The organism is Janthinobacterium foliorum (genome assembly GCF_978021625.1).
On the sequence record NZ_CDXDQE010000011.1, the window covers coordinates 167417 to 184344 of the forward strand.

Annotated in this window: 23 protein-coding genes; 3 read left to right on the forward strand and 20 right to left on the reverse strand. The window is 62.5% G+C overall.

Annotation, left to right across the window (positions count from 1 at the left end):
- Window position 1 precedes the first annotated feature (1 nt).
- On the forward strand, window positions 2–490 hold the full coding sequence (locus ACZ92H_RS21290; protein ID WP_465050883.1) for a hypothetical protein: 489 nt from the start codon (window positions 2–4) through the stop codon (window positions 488–490).
- Window positions 491–614: 124 nt separating this feature from the next.
- On the opposite strand, the gene ACZ92H_RS21295 is transcribed toward ACZ92H_RS21290, so the two are convergent.
- Entirely contained in the window at window positions 615–875 is a 261-nt protein-coding gene (locus ACZ92H_RS21295) for a hypothetical protein (RefSeq protein ID WP_465050882.1), read from the reverse strand.
- Here ACZ92H_RS21295 and ACZ92H_RS21300 point away from each other — a divergent pair.
- Both ACZ92H_RS21300 and ACZ92H_RS21305 read left to right on the forward strand, forming a co-directional pair.
- A complete protein-coding gene (locus ACZ92H_RS21300; protein ID WP_465050881.1) occupies window positions 874–2526 on the forward strand; it encodes a DUF885 domain-containing protein in 1653 nt (550 codons plus the stop codon). The two genes, ACZ92H_RS21295 and ACZ92H_RS21300, sit on opposite strands and share 2 nt — an antisense overlap.
- A gap of 245 nt (window positions 2527–2771) precedes the next feature.
- A complete protein-coding gene (locus tag ACZ92H_RS21305; protein WP_465050880.1) occupies window positions 2772–3128 on the forward strand; it encodes a hypothetical protein in 357 nt (118 codons plus the stop codon).
- A gap of 34 nt (window positions 3129–3162) precedes the next feature.
- Here ACZ92H_RS21305 and tatC read toward each other — a convergent pair whose 3' ends face one another.
- From tatC to ACZ92H_RS21400, 19 genes are all read right to left on the reverse strand, one after another.
- Window positions 3163–3918 carry a twin-arginine translocase subunit TatC gene (gene tatC / locus ACZ92H_RS21310; protein ID WP_092717374.1) on the reverse strand — a complete coding sequence of 252 codons (756 nt, stop codon included), beginning with the start codon at window positions 3916–3918 and terminating at the stop codon, window positions 3163–3165.
- The gene (gene tatB / locus ACZ92H_RS21315) at window positions 3915–4457 is read right to left on the reverse strand and encodes a Sec-independent protein translocase protein TatB (protein WP_131378071.1); all 543 of its coding nucleotides are present in this window, start codon (window positions 4455–4457) and stop codon (window positions 3915–3917) included. The genes tatC and tatB overlap by 4 nt, the downstream gene beginning before the upstream one ends.
- A 48-nt stretch (window positions 4458–4505) precedes the next feature.
- Window positions 4506–4742, reverse strand: coding sequence for a Sec-independent protein translocase subunit TatA (tatA, locus tag ACZ92H_RS21320; protein ID WP_131378069.1), 237 nt, complete (start codon window positions 4740–4742; stop codon window positions 4506–4508).
- An 80-nt stretch (window positions 4743–4822) separates the two neighbouring features.
- Window positions 4823–5194, reverse strand: a complete 372-nt coding sequence (locus ACZ92H_RS21325) for a histidine triad nucleotide-binding protein (protein ID WP_131378067.1) — start codon at window positions 5192–5194, stop codon at window positions 4823–4825.
- A 15-nt stretch (window positions 5195–5209) separates the two neighbouring features.
- Complete coding sequence (locus tag ACZ92H_RS21330; protein ID WP_465050879.1) at window positions 5210–5581, reverse strand: phosphoribosyl-ATP diphosphatase; 372 nt, start codon at window positions 5579–5581, stop codon at window positions 5210–5212.
- Window positions 5578–6015: a phosphoribosyl-AMP cyclohydrolase gene (hisI, locus tag ACZ92H_RS21335; protein WP_131378063.1), complete on the reverse strand. Its 438-nt coding sequence runs from the start codon at window positions 6013–6015 to the stop codon at window positions 5578–5580. The genes ACZ92H_RS21330 and hisI overlap by 4 nt, the downstream gene beginning before the upstream one ends.
- A 19-nt stretch (window positions 6016–6034) precedes the next feature.
- Complete coding sequence (gene hisF / locus ACZ92H_RS21340) at window positions 6035–6796, reverse strand: imidazole glycerol phosphate synthase subunit HisF (RefSeq protein ID WP_034753845.1); 762 nt, start codon at window positions 6794–6796, stop codon at window positions 6035–6037.
- 60 nt (window positions 6797–6856) lie between these two features.
- Window positions 6857–7630: a 1-(5-phosphoribosyl)-5-[(5-phosphoribosylamino)methylideneamino]imidazole-4-carboxamide isomerase gene (hisA, locus tag ACZ92H_RS21345; protein ID WP_131378061.1), complete on the reverse strand. Its 774-nt coding sequence runs from the start codon at window positions 7628–7630 to the stop codon at window positions 6857–6859.
- 75 nt (window positions 7631–7705) lie between these two features.
- The gene (hisH, locus tag ACZ92H_RS21350) at window positions 7706–8344 is read right to left on the reverse strand and encodes an imidazole glycerol phosphate synthase subunit HisH (RefSeq protein ID WP_131378059.1); all 639 of its coding nucleotides are present in this window, start codon (window positions 8342–8344) and stop codon (window positions 7706–7708) included.
- A 37-nt stretch (window positions 8345–8381) separates the two neighbouring features.
- On the reverse strand, window positions 8382–8972 hold the full coding sequence (gene hisB / locus ACZ92H_RS21355) for an imidazoleglycerol-phosphate dehydratase HisB (protein WP_092801522.1): 591 nt from the start codon (window positions 8970–8972) through the stop codon (window positions 8382–8384).
- Between the two features lie 19 nt (window positions 8973–8991).
- On the reverse strand, window positions 8992–10086 hold the full coding sequence (gene hisC, locus ACZ92H_RS21360) for a histidinol-phosphate transaminase (protein ID WP_465050878.1): 1095 nt from the start codon (window positions 10084–10086) through the stop codon (window positions 8992–8994).
- Between the two features lie 22 nt (window positions 10087–10108).
- Window positions 10109–11065 carry a DNA-methyltransferase gene (locus tag ACZ92H_RS21365; protein ID WP_465050877.1) on the reverse strand — a complete coding sequence of 319 codons (957 nt, stop codon included), beginning with the start codon at window positions 11063–11065 and terminating at the stop codon, window positions 10109–10111.
- Window positions 11062–12387, reverse strand: coding sequence for a histidinol dehydrogenase (gene hisD / locus ACZ92H_RS21370; protein ID WP_131378055.1), 1326 nt, complete (start codon window positions 12385–12387; stop codon window positions 11062–11064). Before hisD ends, ACZ92H_RS21365 begins: the two co-directional genes overlap by 4 nt.
- Before the next feature lie 24 nt (window positions 12388–12411).
- Window positions 12412–13092, reverse strand: a complete 681-nt coding sequence (gene hisG, locus ACZ92H_RS21375; protein ID WP_131378053.1) for an ATP phosphoribosyltransferase — start codon at window positions 13090–13092, stop codon at window positions 12412–12414.
- 20 nt (window positions 13093–13112) lie between these two features.
- Window positions 13113–14363, reverse strand: coding sequence for a UDP-N-acetylglucosamine 1-carboxyvinyltransferase (murA, locus tag ACZ92H_RS21380; RefSeq protein ID WP_070257789.1), 1251 nt, complete (start codon window positions 14361–14363; stop codon window positions 13113–13115).
- Between the two features lie 4 nt (window positions 14364–14367).
- Window positions 14368–14604 carry a BolA family protein gene (locus ACZ92H_RS21385; RefSeq protein ID WP_034753824.1) on the reverse strand — a complete coding sequence of 79 codons (237 nt, stop codon included), beginning with the start codon at window positions 14602–14604 and terminating at the stop codon, window positions 14368–14370.
- 58 nt (window positions 14605–14662) lie between these two features.
- The gene (locus ACZ92H_RS21390; protein WP_131378049.1) at window positions 14663–15424 is read right to left on the reverse strand and encodes an ABC transporter permease; all 762 of its coding nucleotides are present in this window, start codon (window positions 15422–15424) and stop codon (window positions 14663–14665) included.
- Window positions 15421–16338, reverse strand: coding sequence for an ABC transporter ATP-binding protein (locus ACZ92H_RS21395; RefSeq protein ID WP_131378047.1), 918 nt, complete (start codon window positions 16336–16338; stop codon window positions 15421–15423). Before ACZ92H_RS21395 ends, ACZ92H_RS21390 begins: the two co-directional genes overlap by 4 nt.
- A gap of 210 nt (window positions 16339–16548) precedes the next feature.
- Window positions 16549–16896 (reverse strand): STAS domain-containing protein, encoded by a 348-nt coding sequence (locus ACZ92H_RS21400; protein ID WP_131378045.1) that lies wholly within the window; start codon window positions 16894–16896, stop codon window positions 16549–16551.
- Window positions 16897–16928: the final 32 nt, after the last annotated feature.

Sequence of the window (16928 nt, forward strand, 5' to 3'; positions counted from 1 at the left end):
CATGACCGACTTTATCGCCATCAGCGCCGGCCAGCGCGCCACCTTCTTGTGCGGCAAATCCTGGACCGCCTATGTCAGCACCTTCCTCATCGCCGTGCTGCTGTTTTTCGCCGCCCTGCCGCTGGCCTTCAAGTACAACACGCGCGCCGCCCTAGTCGTGCTGATCGGCTCGGCGCTGATCGTCGGCTACCGCCTGCTGACCATCCGCAGCTATCAGCTGTACTACGACGAGGCGGGCGTATGGCTGGCGTCCGGCATCTTGCCGTGGAAGAAAAAACTCACGGGCGTCAAATGGCGCGACATGGATGAGGCCGTCTACGAAACCAACTTCTGGAGCTGGCTGTTCCAATCCTATACGGTGCGCGTCAGCCAGCGCTATACCCAGGACATCGAAATCCACGCCACCGGCATGGCGCGCGGCAAGGATGCCGTGGCAGCGCTGAATGCGCGCCACCAGGAGATGCTGCACGGCAGCGCGCTCGTCATCTAGACCCGCGAGGCCAGCAGCGCGAGCGCAAAAATCTGCGCAACGGCGGCAATTAATGCTAATCTTTGGGCCGCCCTGGCAAGCAGAGCCAACCTTTCAATAGTTGTTTGTTATTTATATTATCAGGTTATTCTTTTCTGATAATGACAAACAGCCAAATATTCAAGAGATAAACTATGCTGATAAAAAATAAAGTTGCGCTCGCCGCATTGATGATGGCCTTTACCCTGACACCGGCCAGCGCCGCCAAGAAGCCACAGAAAAACAGCAAGGCGCAGACCAGCAGCAGCAAGAAAAAAACTGTCGCCAAGAAAGCCGCCGTCGCCGGCGCCGCCACGGCAGCCACCGCCGTGGCCGTTGCGAACGAGACCAGCAGCGACCGTTCCATGAATAACCTCAGCGGCCAGTTCCTGACAGCCCTGTGGCGCCTGGACCCGGAAAGCGCGATCGCCGCCGGCAAATACGACGGCGCCGCCAACCTGAGCATTCCTGACGCCGCCAGCCGCCAGAAGCAGCTGGCCTTCATCGAGGAATGGCTGGGCAAGTTCGACAAGCTGAATGCAAGCAAAATGTCGGACAAGCAACGTACCGACCTGGCCTTGCTGACGAATAAATTGCAATCGGATCGCTGGTATCTGACCACCTTCCGCGAATTCGAATGGAATCCCGCCCAGTACAACGTGGCCAGCACCATCGACTTCATCCTGAATACGGAATACGCGGCACAGCCGCAGCGCCTGCGCACCCTGCTCAAGCGCATCGCCACCGTGCCGCAATACTATGCGGCCGCGCGCGCCAGTATCAATCACCCCACGCGCGAACACACGCAGCTGGCTATCGCCCAGAGCGCTGGCGTGCTCAGCGTGCTCGACGACCTGAACAAGACGGCGCAGGCGTCCATCCTCACGCCGACGGAAAAACAGCTGTACAACGCCCGCATCGCCGCGGCGCGCACGGCCGTGCAAGGCTACGCCGCCTGGCTGACGGAGCAGGATGCCGCGCTGGCACAGAACGGCAACGCGCGCTCCTTCCGCATCGGCAAGGACCTGTACGAACAGAAATTCGCCTACGATATCCAGGCCAGCGTCACGGCCGAGCAGATGTACCAAAAGGCCCTGGCCGCGCGCGAGAAGCTGCTCGAGCACATGGATAGCCTGTCCGACGAACTGTGGACCAAGACCATGGGCAACACGGCCAAGCCGGCCGACCGCACGGCAAAGATCGGCATGGTGATCGACAAGCTGTCGAGCAACCACGTGGCCGCCGCCGACTTCGTGCCGGAAATCCGCCGCCAGATCCCGGAACTGCAGGAATGGGTCACCAGCCACAACCTGCTAACCATGGACCCGAAAAAACCGCTGGTCGTGCGCGAAACGCCGCCGTACCAGCGCGGCGTGGCCGGTGCCAGCATCGAGGCGCCCGGTCCCTACCGTCCGCAGGACCGCACCTATTACAACGTGACGCCGCTCGACGGCGAAACGCCGGAACAGGCGGAAAGCAGCTTGCGCGAGTACAACCACTGGATCTTGCAGATCCTGAATATCCACGAAGCCATCCCTGGCCATTACACGCAGCTGGTGTACGCCAACAAGTCGCCGTCGCTGATCAAGTCGATCTTCGGCAATGGCGCCATGATCGAGGGCTGGGCCGTCTATGGCGAACGCATGATGCTTGAGTCGGGTTATGGCAATAACGCGCCGGAAATGTGGCTGATGTACTCGAAATGGAACTTGCGCAGCGTCACCAACACGATTCTCGACTACAGCGTGCACGTGCTGGGCATGACGCGGGAACAGGCGCTGGACCTGCTGACGCGCCAGGCCTTCCAGACGCAGCGCGAAGCGACGGAAAAATGGCGCCGCGTGCAGCTGAGTTCGGTCCAGCTGACCAGCTATTTCAGCGGCTACAGCGAAATCATGGACTTGCGCGAACAGCGCAAGCAAGCCTTGGGCAACAAGTTCGTGCTGAAGGATTTCCATGAGCAATTCCTCAGCTATGGCAGCGCTCCCGTGAAAGTCATCAAGGAATTGATGAATTAACTGGCGCGCAGCGCCAGCTTGCAAGGGCGCCACGGCGCCCTTTTTTATTTTTCCGCTGGCGTTTGCGCCAGCGCAAACCATCCGCCCTCCACGCCGCCTACGCTGTCATCAAGGCAGGCGCCACCGCACTCCTCACTGGCAATTGCCGATTTTCCTGCAGGCTGGATGCAAGGAGCATCCATGCATATGCCCATCCCGTCCGACACCCTCGATTACGCCACACGTCTCGTCTCGGCCGGCGTGCCGTGCCGCTGGCGGAAGCGCATGCATCTGCCCTGGGCGACGTGCTCGGTTCAGCCGTCGTCGTGCATGGCGAACTGGCGGCGCCGGAGCGCAATCTGCGGGACGAAATCCAGCTGGTGGCGCACAAGGTCGATACCAAGGTAGACACGCTGGTATCGAAGACCGATGCGCTGGAACAGACAATCGATGTCCGCCTGGAGCGCATGGACTTGCGCCAGGGCGCCGACATGCAACACGTCTGCCGGATGACGCCCCCTGATCTTGCCGAACTCGGGCATCCGCAGCAAACTGATGCCGCAGCAACAGTAAGCATGCACCAACCTTCCTGGCCACAAAAAAGCCGCTGCTCCCGAAAGTAGCCAGCGGCTTTTGCTTGCGCGGATGGACGATCGCCTAGGACGCCTCTTCCGGCGCCTGGGTGGCCTTGACGAAGATCGGCGCGACCAGCAAACCCAGCTCGAACAGCAGACACATCGGGATGGCCAGCGAAAACTGGCTGACCACGTCCGGCGGCGTGACGATGGCGGCGATCACGAAGGCGCCGACGATGACGTAGGGACGCACTTCCTTGAGTTTCGCAATCGACACGAGACCCATGCGCACCAGGATCACCACCACCACGGGCACTTCGAAGGTGGCGCCAAAAGCCAGGCACATCGACATGACGAAATCGAGGTAGTTTTCGATATCCGGGGTCACCGCGATCGAGGAGGGCGAAAAGTCGCTGATGAAGTGGAACACGCGGCCAAAGACAAAGAAATAGCAGAAGGCAACGCCGGCCATGAACAGCAGGGAAGACGAGATGACCAGTGGTGCGATCAGGCGTTTTTCATGCGTGTACAGGCCGGGGGCGATGAAGGCCCACATCTGGTACAGCACCCATGGCAGGGCGACGATGAAGGCGATCACCAACGTCACTTTCATCGGCACGAGGAACGGCGAAATGACGCCGGTGGCGATCATTTTCGAGCCGGCCGGCAGCGAGGCGATCATCGGCGCGGCGATGAAATCGTAGATATGCGAGGGGCCGGGCCAGTAAAACAGGATGGCGCAGACGACGGCGATGCCGATCGAGGCCTTGACCAGGCGGTTGCGCAGCTCGACCAGATGCGAGATAAAGGTTTCTTCCACCGGGGATTTGCTACTCATGAGTAAAAGGAGGAGGAAGTGGCGCGCGGACGGAAGCGCGCCACGCGGGCCGCCGCCGATTGCACGTGCAGCTTGCCGCCGTGGCGCTGCTTGTACCAGCCGGGGATGGCGGAGTTGCGCACCAGTTTCTTGCGGCGGAATTCACGCGCCTTGCGGGCCAGGTCATCGTTGGTGGCGCGCAGCATGGCTTCGTGGGCATCGTGCCCGTCGTCATGCCCTGCATACGCTGTCGCATCGCCGCGCCAGGCATTTTCCACCTCGGCCAGGTTGCCGGAAATCGAATTTTCCACGCCATGCATGGATTTCTCCACGCTTTGCTTGACGGAATGGGCCGCCTCCTGCACTTCCTTCTGCAGGTTCTTCAGCTCTTCCATCTCGATTTCGCGCGAGACTTCGGATTTCACCTGGTTCAGATAGCGTTGCGCGCGGCCATACAGGGTACCGGCCATGCGCGCCACTCTCGGCAGCTTTTCAGGGCCGATGACTATCAGTGCAACCACGCCGATGATGGCGATTTTAGAGAGACCGAGATCGATCATAAGCGGACAAGGCCTGTTACCGGACGAGGCAAGCGCCCCGCCACGCTATCAGAACTTGCTTTTCTCTTTCGTCTCGACGTCGATGGTGCTTTTGTCGGCCACTTGCGATGGCGCAGCAGGAGGATTGTTGGCGGGAGGAGTTTCCTCGTCGCCCTTGACGCCATCCTTGAAGCCTTTGACGGCTTTGCCGATATCACCGCCGATATTGCCCAGTTTTTTGGTGCCGAAGACCAGCATCACAATGACCAGAACGATCAGCCAGTGCCAAATACTCAATGAACCCATCACATTCTCCTTGCGGGACGGTGCCCGAATAGCGTCAACCAATGCCGGTAGTATACACGCGAACCCGGCGCGCGGCGAAATCAGTGCTGGCCGCGCCAGGGACGGGGGCCGCCGTAGACGTGCATGTGCAGGTGGTACACCTCTTGTCCGCCGTTCGGACCGCTGTTGATCATGGTCTTGAAACCGCCCGACGGCGCGCCATCGGCGTCGTAGCTGACGGCGCAGCCGAACTCGGCAGCGAGCTTCGGCGCCAGGCGCAGCAGCTTGCCCAGCACTTCCGTGTGGCTGTCATCGCAGTCGGACAGGCTGGCCACGTGGCGCTTCGGGATCAGCAGCAGGTGCACGGGGGCGGCCGGGTTGATGTCCTTGAAGGCCAGCAAGTCCTCGTCTTCGTACACTATGCTCGAAGGAATTTGTTTTGCAGCAATCTTGCAGAAAATGCAGTTATCCACGTACGCTCCAGTAGGTCAGTGTTTGTCGGCTTCGCCGGCGTCGCGCAGCGCATCCTTGCGTACCGCCTTTTCTTCCAGGCCGGACAAGCCTTCGCGGCGCGCCAGCTCGTCGAGCACCTGCTGTGGCGTCAGGTCGAATTGCGCCAGCATCACGAGGGAATGGAACCACAGGTCGGCACACTCGTACAAGACCTTCGACGGGTCGTTGTCGCGGCGCGCATCCTTGGCGGCCATCACGGTCTCCGTGGCTTCCTCGCCGATTTTTTTCAAGATGGCATCGTCGCCCTTGGCAAACAGGCGCGCCACGTACGAGGTGGCCGGATCGCCGCCATTGGCCGGCTTGCGCGATTCGATCACGGCGGCCAGGCGCTTTAAAGTTTCACTCATTTGTTTTTGGTTTCCGCGTAAATCGTGTCAGGGTCTTTCAGCACGGGGTCGGTGACTTGCCATTCGCCGGTTTTTTCATCGCCCTCGAACTTCTGGAAGAAGCAAGAATGGCGTCCCGTATGGCAGGCGATGCCGCCGGCCTGCTCGATTTTCAGCAGCACCACGTCTTCGTCGCAATCGAGGCGGATTTCCAGCACCTTTTGCGTGTGGCCGGACTCTTCGCCCTTGTGCCACAGTTTCTTGCGCGAGCGGCTCCAGTACACGGCTTCGCCCAGCTCCACCGTGCGCGCCAGGGCGTCGCGGTTCATCCAGGCAAACATCAGCACGTCATTGCTGCCCGCCTCCTGCGCGATCACGGGCACCAGGCCGTGTTCGTCCCACTTGACCTTTTTCAGCCACTTGGCATTGCTCGATACAATTGTTGCGTTTTGCATAATCTTCTATCCTGCTGGTTTACGCCAGGCGCATGGGGATGCCCTGCTGCGCCATGAATCGCTTGGCTTCCTGCACCGTGTGCTGGCCATAGTGGAAGATGCTGGCGGCCAGCACGGCATCCGCGCGGCCAACCTTGATGCCATCGACCAGGTCCTGCAAGCCGCCCACGCCGCCCGAGGCGATCACGGGAATGCTGACGGCGTCGGAGACGCCGCGCGTCAGGCCCAGGTCGAAGCCCACCTTGGTGCCATCGCGGTCCATGCTGGTCAGCAAGATTTCTCCGGCGCCCAGGCTTTCCATTTTACGCGCCCATTCGAACGCGTCCAGTCCCGTGGCAGTACGCCCGCCGTGGGTAAACACTTCCCATTTGCCGGGCGACACCTGCTTGGCGTCGATGGCGACGACGATGCACTGCGAGCCATGCTTTTGCGACGCCTCGTACACCAGTTGCGGGTTCGTCACGGCCGAGGTGTTGATGCTGACCTTGTCGGCGCCCGCGTTGAGCAGCCGGCGCACGTCTTCCACCACGCGCACGCCGCCGCCCACCGTCAGCGGGATGAATACTTGCGAGGCCACCGCTTCGATGATGTCGAAGATCAGGCCGCGGTTATCGCTGGACGCGGTAATGTCGAGGAAAGTGATTTCATCGGCGCCCTGCTCGTCATAGCGGCGCGCGATTTCCACCGGATCGCCGGCGTCGCGCAATTCCGTGAAGTTGACGCCTTTGACGACGCGGCCATTGGTCACGTCGAGGCAGGGGATGATACGTTTTGCAAGCATGATGAATTCCAGATTGTCGCCAGGCCGGGGCATGCACGCGCATCCCCCGGCCGGGCTGGCTTAAACGGCGGCGTCGGTCAGTTCGTCGGCGCGTTCCTGCGCCTGCGCCAGGTCGATCGTGCCTTCATAGATGGAGCGGCCGCAGATCACGCCTTCGATGCCTTCGGCCTGGACCGCGCACAGCGCTTCCACGTCGCCGATATTGTGCAGGCCGCCCGAAGCGATGACGGGGATCTTGACGGCTTGCGCCAGCTTGACGGTGGCGTCGATATTGATGCCGCCCATCATGCCGTCGCGGCCGATGTCCGTGTAGATGATCGATTCGACGCCGTAGGCCTCGAATTTTTTCGCCAGGTCGATCACCTCGTGACCGGACATCTTGCTCCAGCCATCGGTGGCTACCTTGCCATCCTTGGCATCGAGGCCGACGATGATGTGGCCGGGGAAGGCGCTGCAGGCGTCATGCAGGAAGCCGGGGCTTTTCACGGCCGCCGTGCCGATGATGACGTAGCTGATGCCCGCGTCCAGGTAGCGCTCGATGGTGTCGAGGTCGCGGATGCCGCCGCCCAGCTGCACGGGGATTTCCTCGATGTCATTGTCCACGGCGAAGTCCTGCACGGCTTGCAGGATGGCTTTCACGGCGCCTTCGTTCTTCGGCTTGCCGGCAAAGGCACCGTTCAGGTCGACCAGGTGCAGCCGGCGCGCGCCCTGCATCAGCCAATGGCGGGCCATCTCGGCCGGGTCTTCGGAAAATACGGTGGCAAGTTCCATATCGCCTTGTTTCAGGCGTACGCAGTGACCGTCTTTCAGGTCGATGGCGGGAATAAGCAGCATGGTCAGTGTGGTTTAGAGTGAGAGTGAGAAGCGAAAAAAAGCCGGAAGATCACGCAGCGACGTCAATAAGAAGCATCAAGGTTGCCAGTGAACGAAGTTCTTGTACAGCTGCAAGCCAGCGGCAGCGCTTTTTTCAGGGTGGAACTGTGTCGCGAAAATATTATCACGGGCGACCGCGCACGCGAACGGCGCGCCATAGATAGTCTCGCCGACCGTGTGCGCCGCCACTTGAGGTTGAGCAAAATAGCTGTGCACAAAGTAAAAATACGCATTGTCGGCAATGCCATCCCACAGTACATGGGACGCCGTTTGCCGCACTTGGTTCCAGCCCATCTGCGGCACCTTGAAGCGCGAGCCGTCTTCCTGCACCTGGCCGTCGAGCTGGAAGCGCACGACTTTACCTGGCAGCAAGCCCAATCCCGCCGCATCGCCTTCTTCGCTGCCGTCGAACAGCATCTGTTCGCCGATGCACACGCCCAGCACGGGCTTGCTGTCGGCCGCGCGCAGCAAGGCTTCCAGCACGCCCGATTCGCGCAGGCTGCGCATGCAGTCCGGCATGGCGCCCTGGCCCGGCAGGACGATGCGGTCGGCGCTGTCGATGTCGGCCGGCACGCCGGAAATACGCACATCGGCTTCCGGCGCCACGGCGCGCAGGGCCTGCGCCACCGAGCGCAGGTTGCCCATGCCGTAATCCACCACCACAATTTTATTCATGTTTAATCTCGGAATCTACAGGTAGCGCGGGCCGCGCTTACAGGCTGCCCTTGGTCGATGGAATGATGCCGGCCGCGCGCTCGTCGAGCTCGGCAGCCATGCGCAGCGCGCGGCCAAAGGCCTTGAACACGGTTTCGCACTGGTGGTGGGCATTCGTGCCGCGCAAGTTATCGATATGCAAGGTCACGCCCGCATGGTTAACGAAGCCGCGGAAAAATTCCAGCGTCAGGTCGACGTCGAAGCCGGCGATCATGGCGCGCGTAAACGGGATGTGGTATTCGATGCCCGGGCGGCCCGAGAAATCGAGCACCACGCGCGACAGCGCCTCATCCAGCGGCACGTAGGCGTGGCCGTAGCGGCGGATGCCCTTCTTGTCGCCGATGGCCTTGGCCACGGCCATGCCCAGGGTAATGCCCACGTCTTCCACAGTATGGTGGTTGTCGATATGCACGTCGCCTGTCGCTTCGATATCCAGGTCGATCAGGCCGTGGCGGGCGATCTGGTCCAGCATATGGTCGAGGAAGGGCACGCCGGTGTTCAGCTTTTGCTGGCCGGTGCCGTCCAGGTTGAGGGCGACGCGAACTTGCGTCTCGTTGGTGTTACGCGTGATTTCTGCGGTGCGGGTCATGGGAGGCTCTGGCGATTAGCTAAACGAGGGATGCCTTGAAGGCATCGTAAAAAAGGGAATTCTCTTCCGGGGTGCTGACGCTGATGCGCAGGCAATTGGCCAGCGCAACATGCATTTTACTCATATTTTTAATTAACACCCTGTGGGCAAGCAGTTTGGCGCAAACATCGTCGGAATCAGCCACACGAATCAGAAGAAAATTTGCCTTCGAGGGAAACACGGTCACGCCGGGCAGTTCGGCCAGGCGCAGCGCCAGTGCATCGCGCGCGCTGTTGAGCAATGCCGCCTGCGCATTGAGCACGTCGAGATGATCGAGCGCGAATTCGGCCGCCGCCTGCGTCAGCACATTGACGTTGTACGGCGGGCGCACTTTTTCAAATTGCGCCAGCAGGGCCGGGGCGGCCGACATGTAGCCCAGGCGGATGCCGGCCAGGCCCAGCTTCGAGACGGTGCGCATCACCACCAGGTTCTCGAACTCGGGCAGGCGGCCCATGAAGCTGTGCTGCGCGAACGGCTCGTATGCCTCGTCGACGACGGCGATGCCCGTGTCGCCCAGGGCCGCGAGGACGCGTTCGATATCAGCGCTGGCAAACAGGTTGCCCGTCGGGTTGTTCGGATAGGCGAGGAAGACCAGCGCCGGACGGTGCGCTTCGATGGCCGCCAGCATGGCCGGCATGTCCAGGCTGAAATCGGCCTGCAGCGGCACGCCGACGAAATCCATGCCCGCGAACTGCGCCGAACGGGCATACATGACGAAGGCCGGCACGGGCGCCAGCAGCACGGCGCGCTTGCCCTGCTCCTGGGTGGCGCAGGCCATGGCCAGGATCGAGATCAGCTCATCGGAGCCGTTGCCCAGCAGGACATCGTAGCCGGCGGGGACGCCCAGCTTGGCGCAGATGGCCGCCTGCAGGCTGGCGTAGGACGGCGGATAGCGGTTCAGCACGGCGCCGGCCAGGCGCGCGCCCAGCTCATCGCGCAAATGCTGCGGCAGCGGATACGGGTTTTCCATCGCATCGAGTTTGATATATCCGCTGGCATCGGCTACCTGGTAGCTTTTGACGGCCCGCACATCGGGCCGCACGGTGTTGCTGATTAACTGATCGAGGAAAGACATGCTGCAAACACTCCTGATGGAATTAGATGGATACGTCTTCCGGCACGGCAGCGCTGCGCGCCTTGCGGGCCGGGGTTTTCTTTACGGCGGGCGGTTTTTTCGCGGCGGGTGTCTTCTTGGCCGCCGGCTTGCTTGCCTTGGGGGCCGCTGCCCTGCGCTTGGCCGGCGCCTTTTCCGCCTTCGGTGCGGCCGGTTCGGCCAGTTCCTGGGCGAGCGCCGCCAATCGCTGTTCGATGATGGCGCAGTAATCGGGATTGAGCTCGAAGCCGACGAAATCGCGCCCGCAGCGCTTGGCCGCCAGCGCCGTGGTGCCGCTGCCCATGAACAGGTCGAGCACCACGCCGCCGGGCGGGCACGAGGCCTTGAGCATGCGCTCGATGATTTCCAGCGGCTTTTGCGTCGGGTGGTCGGCCCGCTCCGGATGTTCCTTGTGCAGGCGCGATACGCTCCACAAGTCTTTCGGGTTGTAGCCCACTTCCAGCCATTTCGCGCCGATGAAGATCGAGCGCGAGCGGGCTTTCTTGGTGGCCGCGTCGTAGGCGATGCGCACCGCGTCAAGGTCGAAGTAGTAATCCTTGCGCTTGACGAAGAAGCCGATGGTGTCGTGCACCGATGAAAAGCTGCGCACGCTACCGCCCATGGACGGCACGCGGCGGTCCCAGATGATTTCATTCATCATCGCCATGCGCTGCTTGAGCATGACGAAGATCTCCGGCGAATAGCGCCAGGTCAAAAAAATGTACAGGCTGCCGTTGGCTTTCAGCTTGGGCAGCGCCGCGTCGATCCACTGCTCCGTCCAGCGCAGGTAGTCCGCCACGGACTGCTGGTCCGACGCATTGCCATAATCCTTGCCCAGGTTGTACGGCGGGTCGGTCAGGATCAGGTCCACCGAGCCATCGGGAATGCGCGCCAGCCCCGCCAGCGCGTCTTCGCAATAGACCCGGTTGACCCAGTCCGGCTGCTCCGCCATATTCGTCATGGCTGCGGCTTCAGGCGCAGTTCGGCGCTGCGCGCGTGCGCCTGCAGGCCTTCGCCATATGCCAGGGTGGCGGCGACGCGGCCCAGGGTTTGCGCGCCCGCTTCACTGACGTGGATGATGGACGAGCGCTTCTGGAAATCGTACACGCCCAGCGGCGACGAAAAGCGCGCCGTGCGCGACGTCGGCAGCACGTGATTGGGCCCGCAGCAATAGTCGCCCAGCGATTCGGACGAGAAGCGCCCCAGGAACATGGCGCCCGCATGGCGGATCTGCTCGGCCCACTGCTGCGGCTGCTCCGCCGAGATTTCCAGGTGTTCCGCGGCGATGGCATTGGCGATCTCGCACGCCTCTGCCATGCTGCGCACCTTGATCAGCGCGCCCCTGTCCTGCAGCGAGGTGCTGATGGTGGCCTGGCGCGGCATCGTCGGCAGCAGCTTGGCGATGCTCTCTTCCACTTGCGCGATGTAGTCCGCGTCGGGGCACAGCAGGATGGCTTGCGCCAGCTCGTCGTGCTCGGCCTGCGAAAACAGGTCCATGGCGACCCAGTCCGGGTCCGTGCTGCCGTCGCACAGCACCAGGATTTCCGACGGGCCGGCGATCATGTCGATGCCGACGATGCCGAACACGCGGCGCTTGGCGGCGGCCACGTAGGCGTTGCCGGGACCGACGATCTTGTCCACGGCGGTGATCGTCTGCGTGCCGTAGGCCAGCGCGCCGACGGCTTGCGCGCCGCCGATGGTGATCACGCGCGTCACGCCGGCGATGGCGGCGGCGGCCAGCACCATCTGGTTTTTCACGCCGTCAGGCGTCGGCACCACCATGATGATTTCGCCCACGCCCGCCACGTGCGCGGGGATGGCGTTCATCAGCACGGACGACGGATACGCGGCCTTGCCGCCCGGGACGTAGATGCCGACCCGGTCCAGCGGCGTGATCTTCTGTCCCAGCACCGTGCCATCGGGCTCGGTGTAGGTGAAGCCGCGCAATTCCTCGCGCTGGCGTTCGTGGAAGGCGCGGATGCGCTGGGCGGCAATCTGCAGCGCCTCGCGCTGGGCCGACGGCAAGCCGTTCAGGGCCGCCTGCAACTCGGCCTGCGAAATATCGAAGGCCGCCATTTCCGCCGCGCCGCCATGCGGGATGCGGTCGAAGCGGTTGGTGTATTCCAGCACGGCGGCGTCGCCGCGCGCTTTCACGTCGGCCAGGATTTTGGCGACCGACGTTTCAATCGCTTCATCGGTGCCCGCCTCGAACGCCAGCAGCGTGTCGAGCGATTGTTGGAATCCTTCCTGGCTTGAATCGAGCTTGCGTATCTGTATCGGCATAATCGGCTTTCTGCTACTGAATGTCTAGGCTTGCGAAGCGGTTTGCGAAGCGCGTTCAAACGCCTCGATGATCGGCTGCAAGCGCTCGCGCTTGAGCTTTAACGCGGCCTGATTCACCACCAGGCGCGACGAGATTTCCATGATGTGCTCGACCTCGACGAGGTTGTTGGCGCGCAGGGTGCTGCCCGTGCTGACCAGGTCGACGATGGCGTCGGACAGGCCGACCAGGGGCGCCAGCTCCATCGAGCCATACAGCTTGATCAGGTCGACGTGCACGCCCTTGGCGGCGAAATGCTCGCGCGCCGTGTGCACGAACTTGGTGGCCACGCGCAGGCGCGCGCCCTGGTGCACGGCCTTTTCGTAGTCAAAGCCGGCCTGCACCGCCACCGACATGCGGCAGGAGGCGATATTCAGGTCGATCGGCTGGTACAGGCCTTCGCCGCCATGCTCCAGCAGCACGTCCTTGCCCGCCACGCCGAAATCGGCCGCGCCGTACTGCACATACGTCGGCACGTCGCTGGCGCGCACGATGATGACGCGCACGTTCGGATCGTTGGTGGCCAAAATCAGCTTGCGCGACGTCTCCGGGTTTTCCAGCACCTTGATGCCAGCCGCCTCCAGCAGCGGCATGGTGTCTTCAAAAATGCGGCCCTTCGACAGCGCCAGAATCAGCTGGGAGTTGTCGCCCGTGTTCGATCCGTTCATGCTCGTTCCTTTTCTTGTTTTTACTTGATGCGCACGATGTTCGCGCCGACGGCCGACAGCTTCACTTCCATGCGGTCGTAGCCGCGGTCGAGGTGATAGATGCGGTCGATGAGCGTCTCGCCATCGGCGGCCAGGGCCGCGATCACCAGCGACGCCGAGGCGCGCAGGTCGGTCGCCATCACGGGCGCGCCGCGCAGCTGCTTGACGCCGGCGATGATGGCCGTGTTGCCTTCGATGGTGATGTCGGCGCCCAGGCGGTTCATTTCCTGCACGTGCATGAAGCGGTTCTCGAAGATCGTTTCGGTAACCCGGCTGGCGCCATTGGCGATGGTATTCACGGCCATGAACTGCGCCTGCATGTCGGTCGGGAAGCCCGGGTATTCCGTGGTGCGGAAGCTGACGGGGTTCGGACGGGCCGACATCTCGGCGCGGATCCAGTCGGCGCCGAAGGTCATCGTCAGGCCCATGGCGCGCAGCTTGTCGAGCGCCGCGTCGAGGATATCGGTGCGCACGTTGCGCAAGGTGATGTCGCCGCCGGTGGCCGCCACGGCGCACAGGAAGGTCCCCGTTTCGATACGGTCGGCGATCACCGCGTGCGAGGCGCCGTGCAGCGCGTCGACGCCCTGGATCACCAGGCGGCTGGTGCCGATGCCGTCGATCTTCGCGCCCATGGCCACCAGCAGGTGCGCCAGGTCCGTCACTTCCGGCTCGCAGGCGGCGTTTTCCAGGATGGTCTCGCCTTCGGCCAGGGTCGCGGCCATCAGCAGATTCTCGGTGCCGGTGACGGTGATCATGTCGGTGACGATGCGCGCGCCTTTCAGCTTGGCGCACTTGGCGTAGATATAGCCCGCTTCGATGCGGATCTCGGCGCCCAGCGCTTCGAGGCCCTTGATGTGCTGGTCGACGGGGCGCGAACCGATGGCGCAGCCGCCCGGCAGCGAGACCTTGGCTTCGCCGAAGCGCGCCAGCATGGGGCCCAGCACGAGGATCGAGGCGCGCATGGTTTTCACCAGTTCATACGGCGCTTCCAGGGTGTCGATGGCGCTGCCGTTGAGGACCACGCGGTCGCCGTCCTGCTGCACTTTCAGGCCCGTCTGGCCCAGCAGTTTCAACATGGTGGCGACATCGTGCAGGTGCGGCACGTTGGTCAGGTCCAGGTCGCCCGCCGTCAGCAGGCCCGCGCACAGGATGGGCAGGGCGGCGTTTTTCGCGCCGGAGATGGCGATGTCGCCGTTCAGGCGGTTGCCGCCGTTGATCAGGAGCTTGTCCATGTGCTTATCCTTGGAATTCTTCAGGTGTCAGGGTTTTCATCGACAGCGCGTGGATTTCTTCGCGCATGCGGTCGCCCAGCGCCGCGTAGACGATCTGGTGGCGCTGGATCAGGCGCTTGCCGGCAAACGCGGGCGAGACGATCACGGCCTGGAAGTGCTGGCCGTCGCCCTCCACTTCGAGGTGCGTGCATTCGAGGCCGGCCGACAGATAGCCGTGGATCAGTTCTGGAGTGGTAGTCACGATAAGTCCTTGATATTGGAGAATAGGGTAATTGAGCTTGCCGCCGTCAGCGGCGCAATTAATGCCGCAATCGGTAGCCGCTTTTCAGCAGGCGGATCGATACCAGCGCCAGGATCACGAGGAAGCCGGCGACGATGGAAACGCTGAGCCACGGGCTGACGTCGGAGGTGCCGAAGAAGCCGTAGCGGAAGCCGTCGATCATGTAGAAGAAAGGGTTCAGGTGCGACACCGTCTGCCAGAACGCGGGCAGCGAGTGGATCGAGTAGAACACGCCCGACAGGAAGGTGGCCGGCATGATCAGGAAGTTCTGGAAGGCGGCCAGCTGGTCGAATTTCTCGGCCCAGATGCCGGCGATCAGGCCCATGGTGCCCAGCATGGCGGCGCCCAGGAAGGCGAAGACGACGATCCACAGGGGCGCGACAAACGACAGGTCGGCGAACCAGCAGGTGATGGCAAAGACGCCAAAGCCCACGGCCAGGCCGCGTGCGACGGAAGCGAGTACATACGCCGAAAAGATTTCCCAGTGCGACAAAGGCGTCAGCAGCACGAATACCAGGTTGCCCGTGATCTTGGACTGGATCAGCGAGGACGAAGAATTGGCGAAGGCGTTTTGCAGCACGCTCATCATCACCAGGCCGGGAATCAGGAAGGCCGTGTAGCTGACGCCGGGGCTCGGCTCCACGCGGCCGTCGAGCACATGGCCGAACACCAGCAGGTACAGCATGGACGTGAGCACGGGCGCGGCCACGGTTTGCGTCGCCACTTTCCAGAAGCGCAGCGTCTCTTTGTAGACGAGGGTGCGAAATCCTGTCGAAATCATACGGTACCTTTATCCATGATCTGCAAGAAGATATCTTCCAGGTCGGCTTGTTGCAATTGCATTTCGTCGATCTCGGCACCCGCTTCGCGCAGGCGGGCGAGGATTTTCTCGACTTCGCTGTATTCGTTGACGCGCAGGCTGAACTTGTTCGGCGCCTGCTGCTCTTCCGGGTGCAGCACCAGGTGCTGCAGGTCGGCCGGCAAGGTGCCGTATTTGAGGTGCACCTGCAGCTGCGAGCCGGCGATGCGGCGGATCAGGGCCGACATGGTGTCGAGCGCCACCACCTTGCCGGTTTTCAGCATGGCGACGCGCTGGCACATGGCTTGCGCCTCTTCCAGGTAGTGGGTGGTCAGCACGACCGTGTGGCCGCCCTCGCGGTTCAGACGCGAGATGAACTTCCACAGGGTCTGGCGCAGTTCCACGTCGACGCCGGCGGTCGGCTCATCGAGCACGATGACGGGCGGCTTGTGCACCAGCGCCTGGGCCACGAGCACGCGGCGCTTCATGCCGCCGGACAGGGCACGCATGTTGGTGTCGGCCTTGCCGGTCAGGTCGAGGTTTTCCATGACCTCGTCGATCCACTTGTCGTTGTTCGGCAGACCGAAGTAGCCGGACTGCAGGCGCAAGGTTTCGCGCACCGTGAAGAAGGGGTCGAACACCAGTTCCTGCGGCACCACGCCCAGGTTGCGGCGCGCGTTGCGGAAATCCGTGACCACGTCGTGGCCGTGGATCTTGACGGTGCCCGCGTCGGGCCGTATCAGGCCGGCGATGATGGAAATGAGGGTGGTCTTGCCGGCGCCGTTGGGACCGAGCAGACCAAAGAACTCCCCTTCCTCGATGGCCAGCGACACGCCGCCCAGCGCCTTGAGCGATTTATAGCTCTTTTCTACATTCGTTATTTGAATTGCGGTCATGTGCTTGTTTCAAGTGTAATGCGTCTGGTGTGATGCGCCAGTGCCGGCGGTGATGCGGGCCGACCGGCCGGTGCAGGGCGCCACCTTCAGGCGAGGTAGCGCAACAGTCAATTATAGTTGGAAAATTCGTGGAACACTTGGAGATCAATCCGGCGGCGCTGCTGGCCTGCCGGCTTGAAAGCTACTGCTGATGCGGGGAGTGGGACAGGATCAATGATGATGCAGGTCGGACGGGCTGCGTTCGGCGTGGCCGCCGGCGCTGCCGCAGTCTTCGGCCGTGAGCGTGCTCGAGACGAGCGAGCAGACGCCATACAGCTTGGTGAGGTTTTTCAGGTTCGTCGGCAGGTTTTTCAGTTCCAGCACGCCGCCCGCGTCCTGCGCCGCGCGTTGCCACGTGAGCATGACGGAGACGGCGGCCGAATCGACGGCCTTGACGTTGCGCAAGTCAAACTTCGTCTGACCCGAGCGGATGGCGTCCAGACCCTGCTCCAATGCCGAGGTGGCATTGTGCACGGTCAGGGAAGTCAGGGACTGCAAGGTGTCGAGAGAGTCGGGCATGGCGTCGGGCTGCGCTGGTCTGGAGCTGGGTC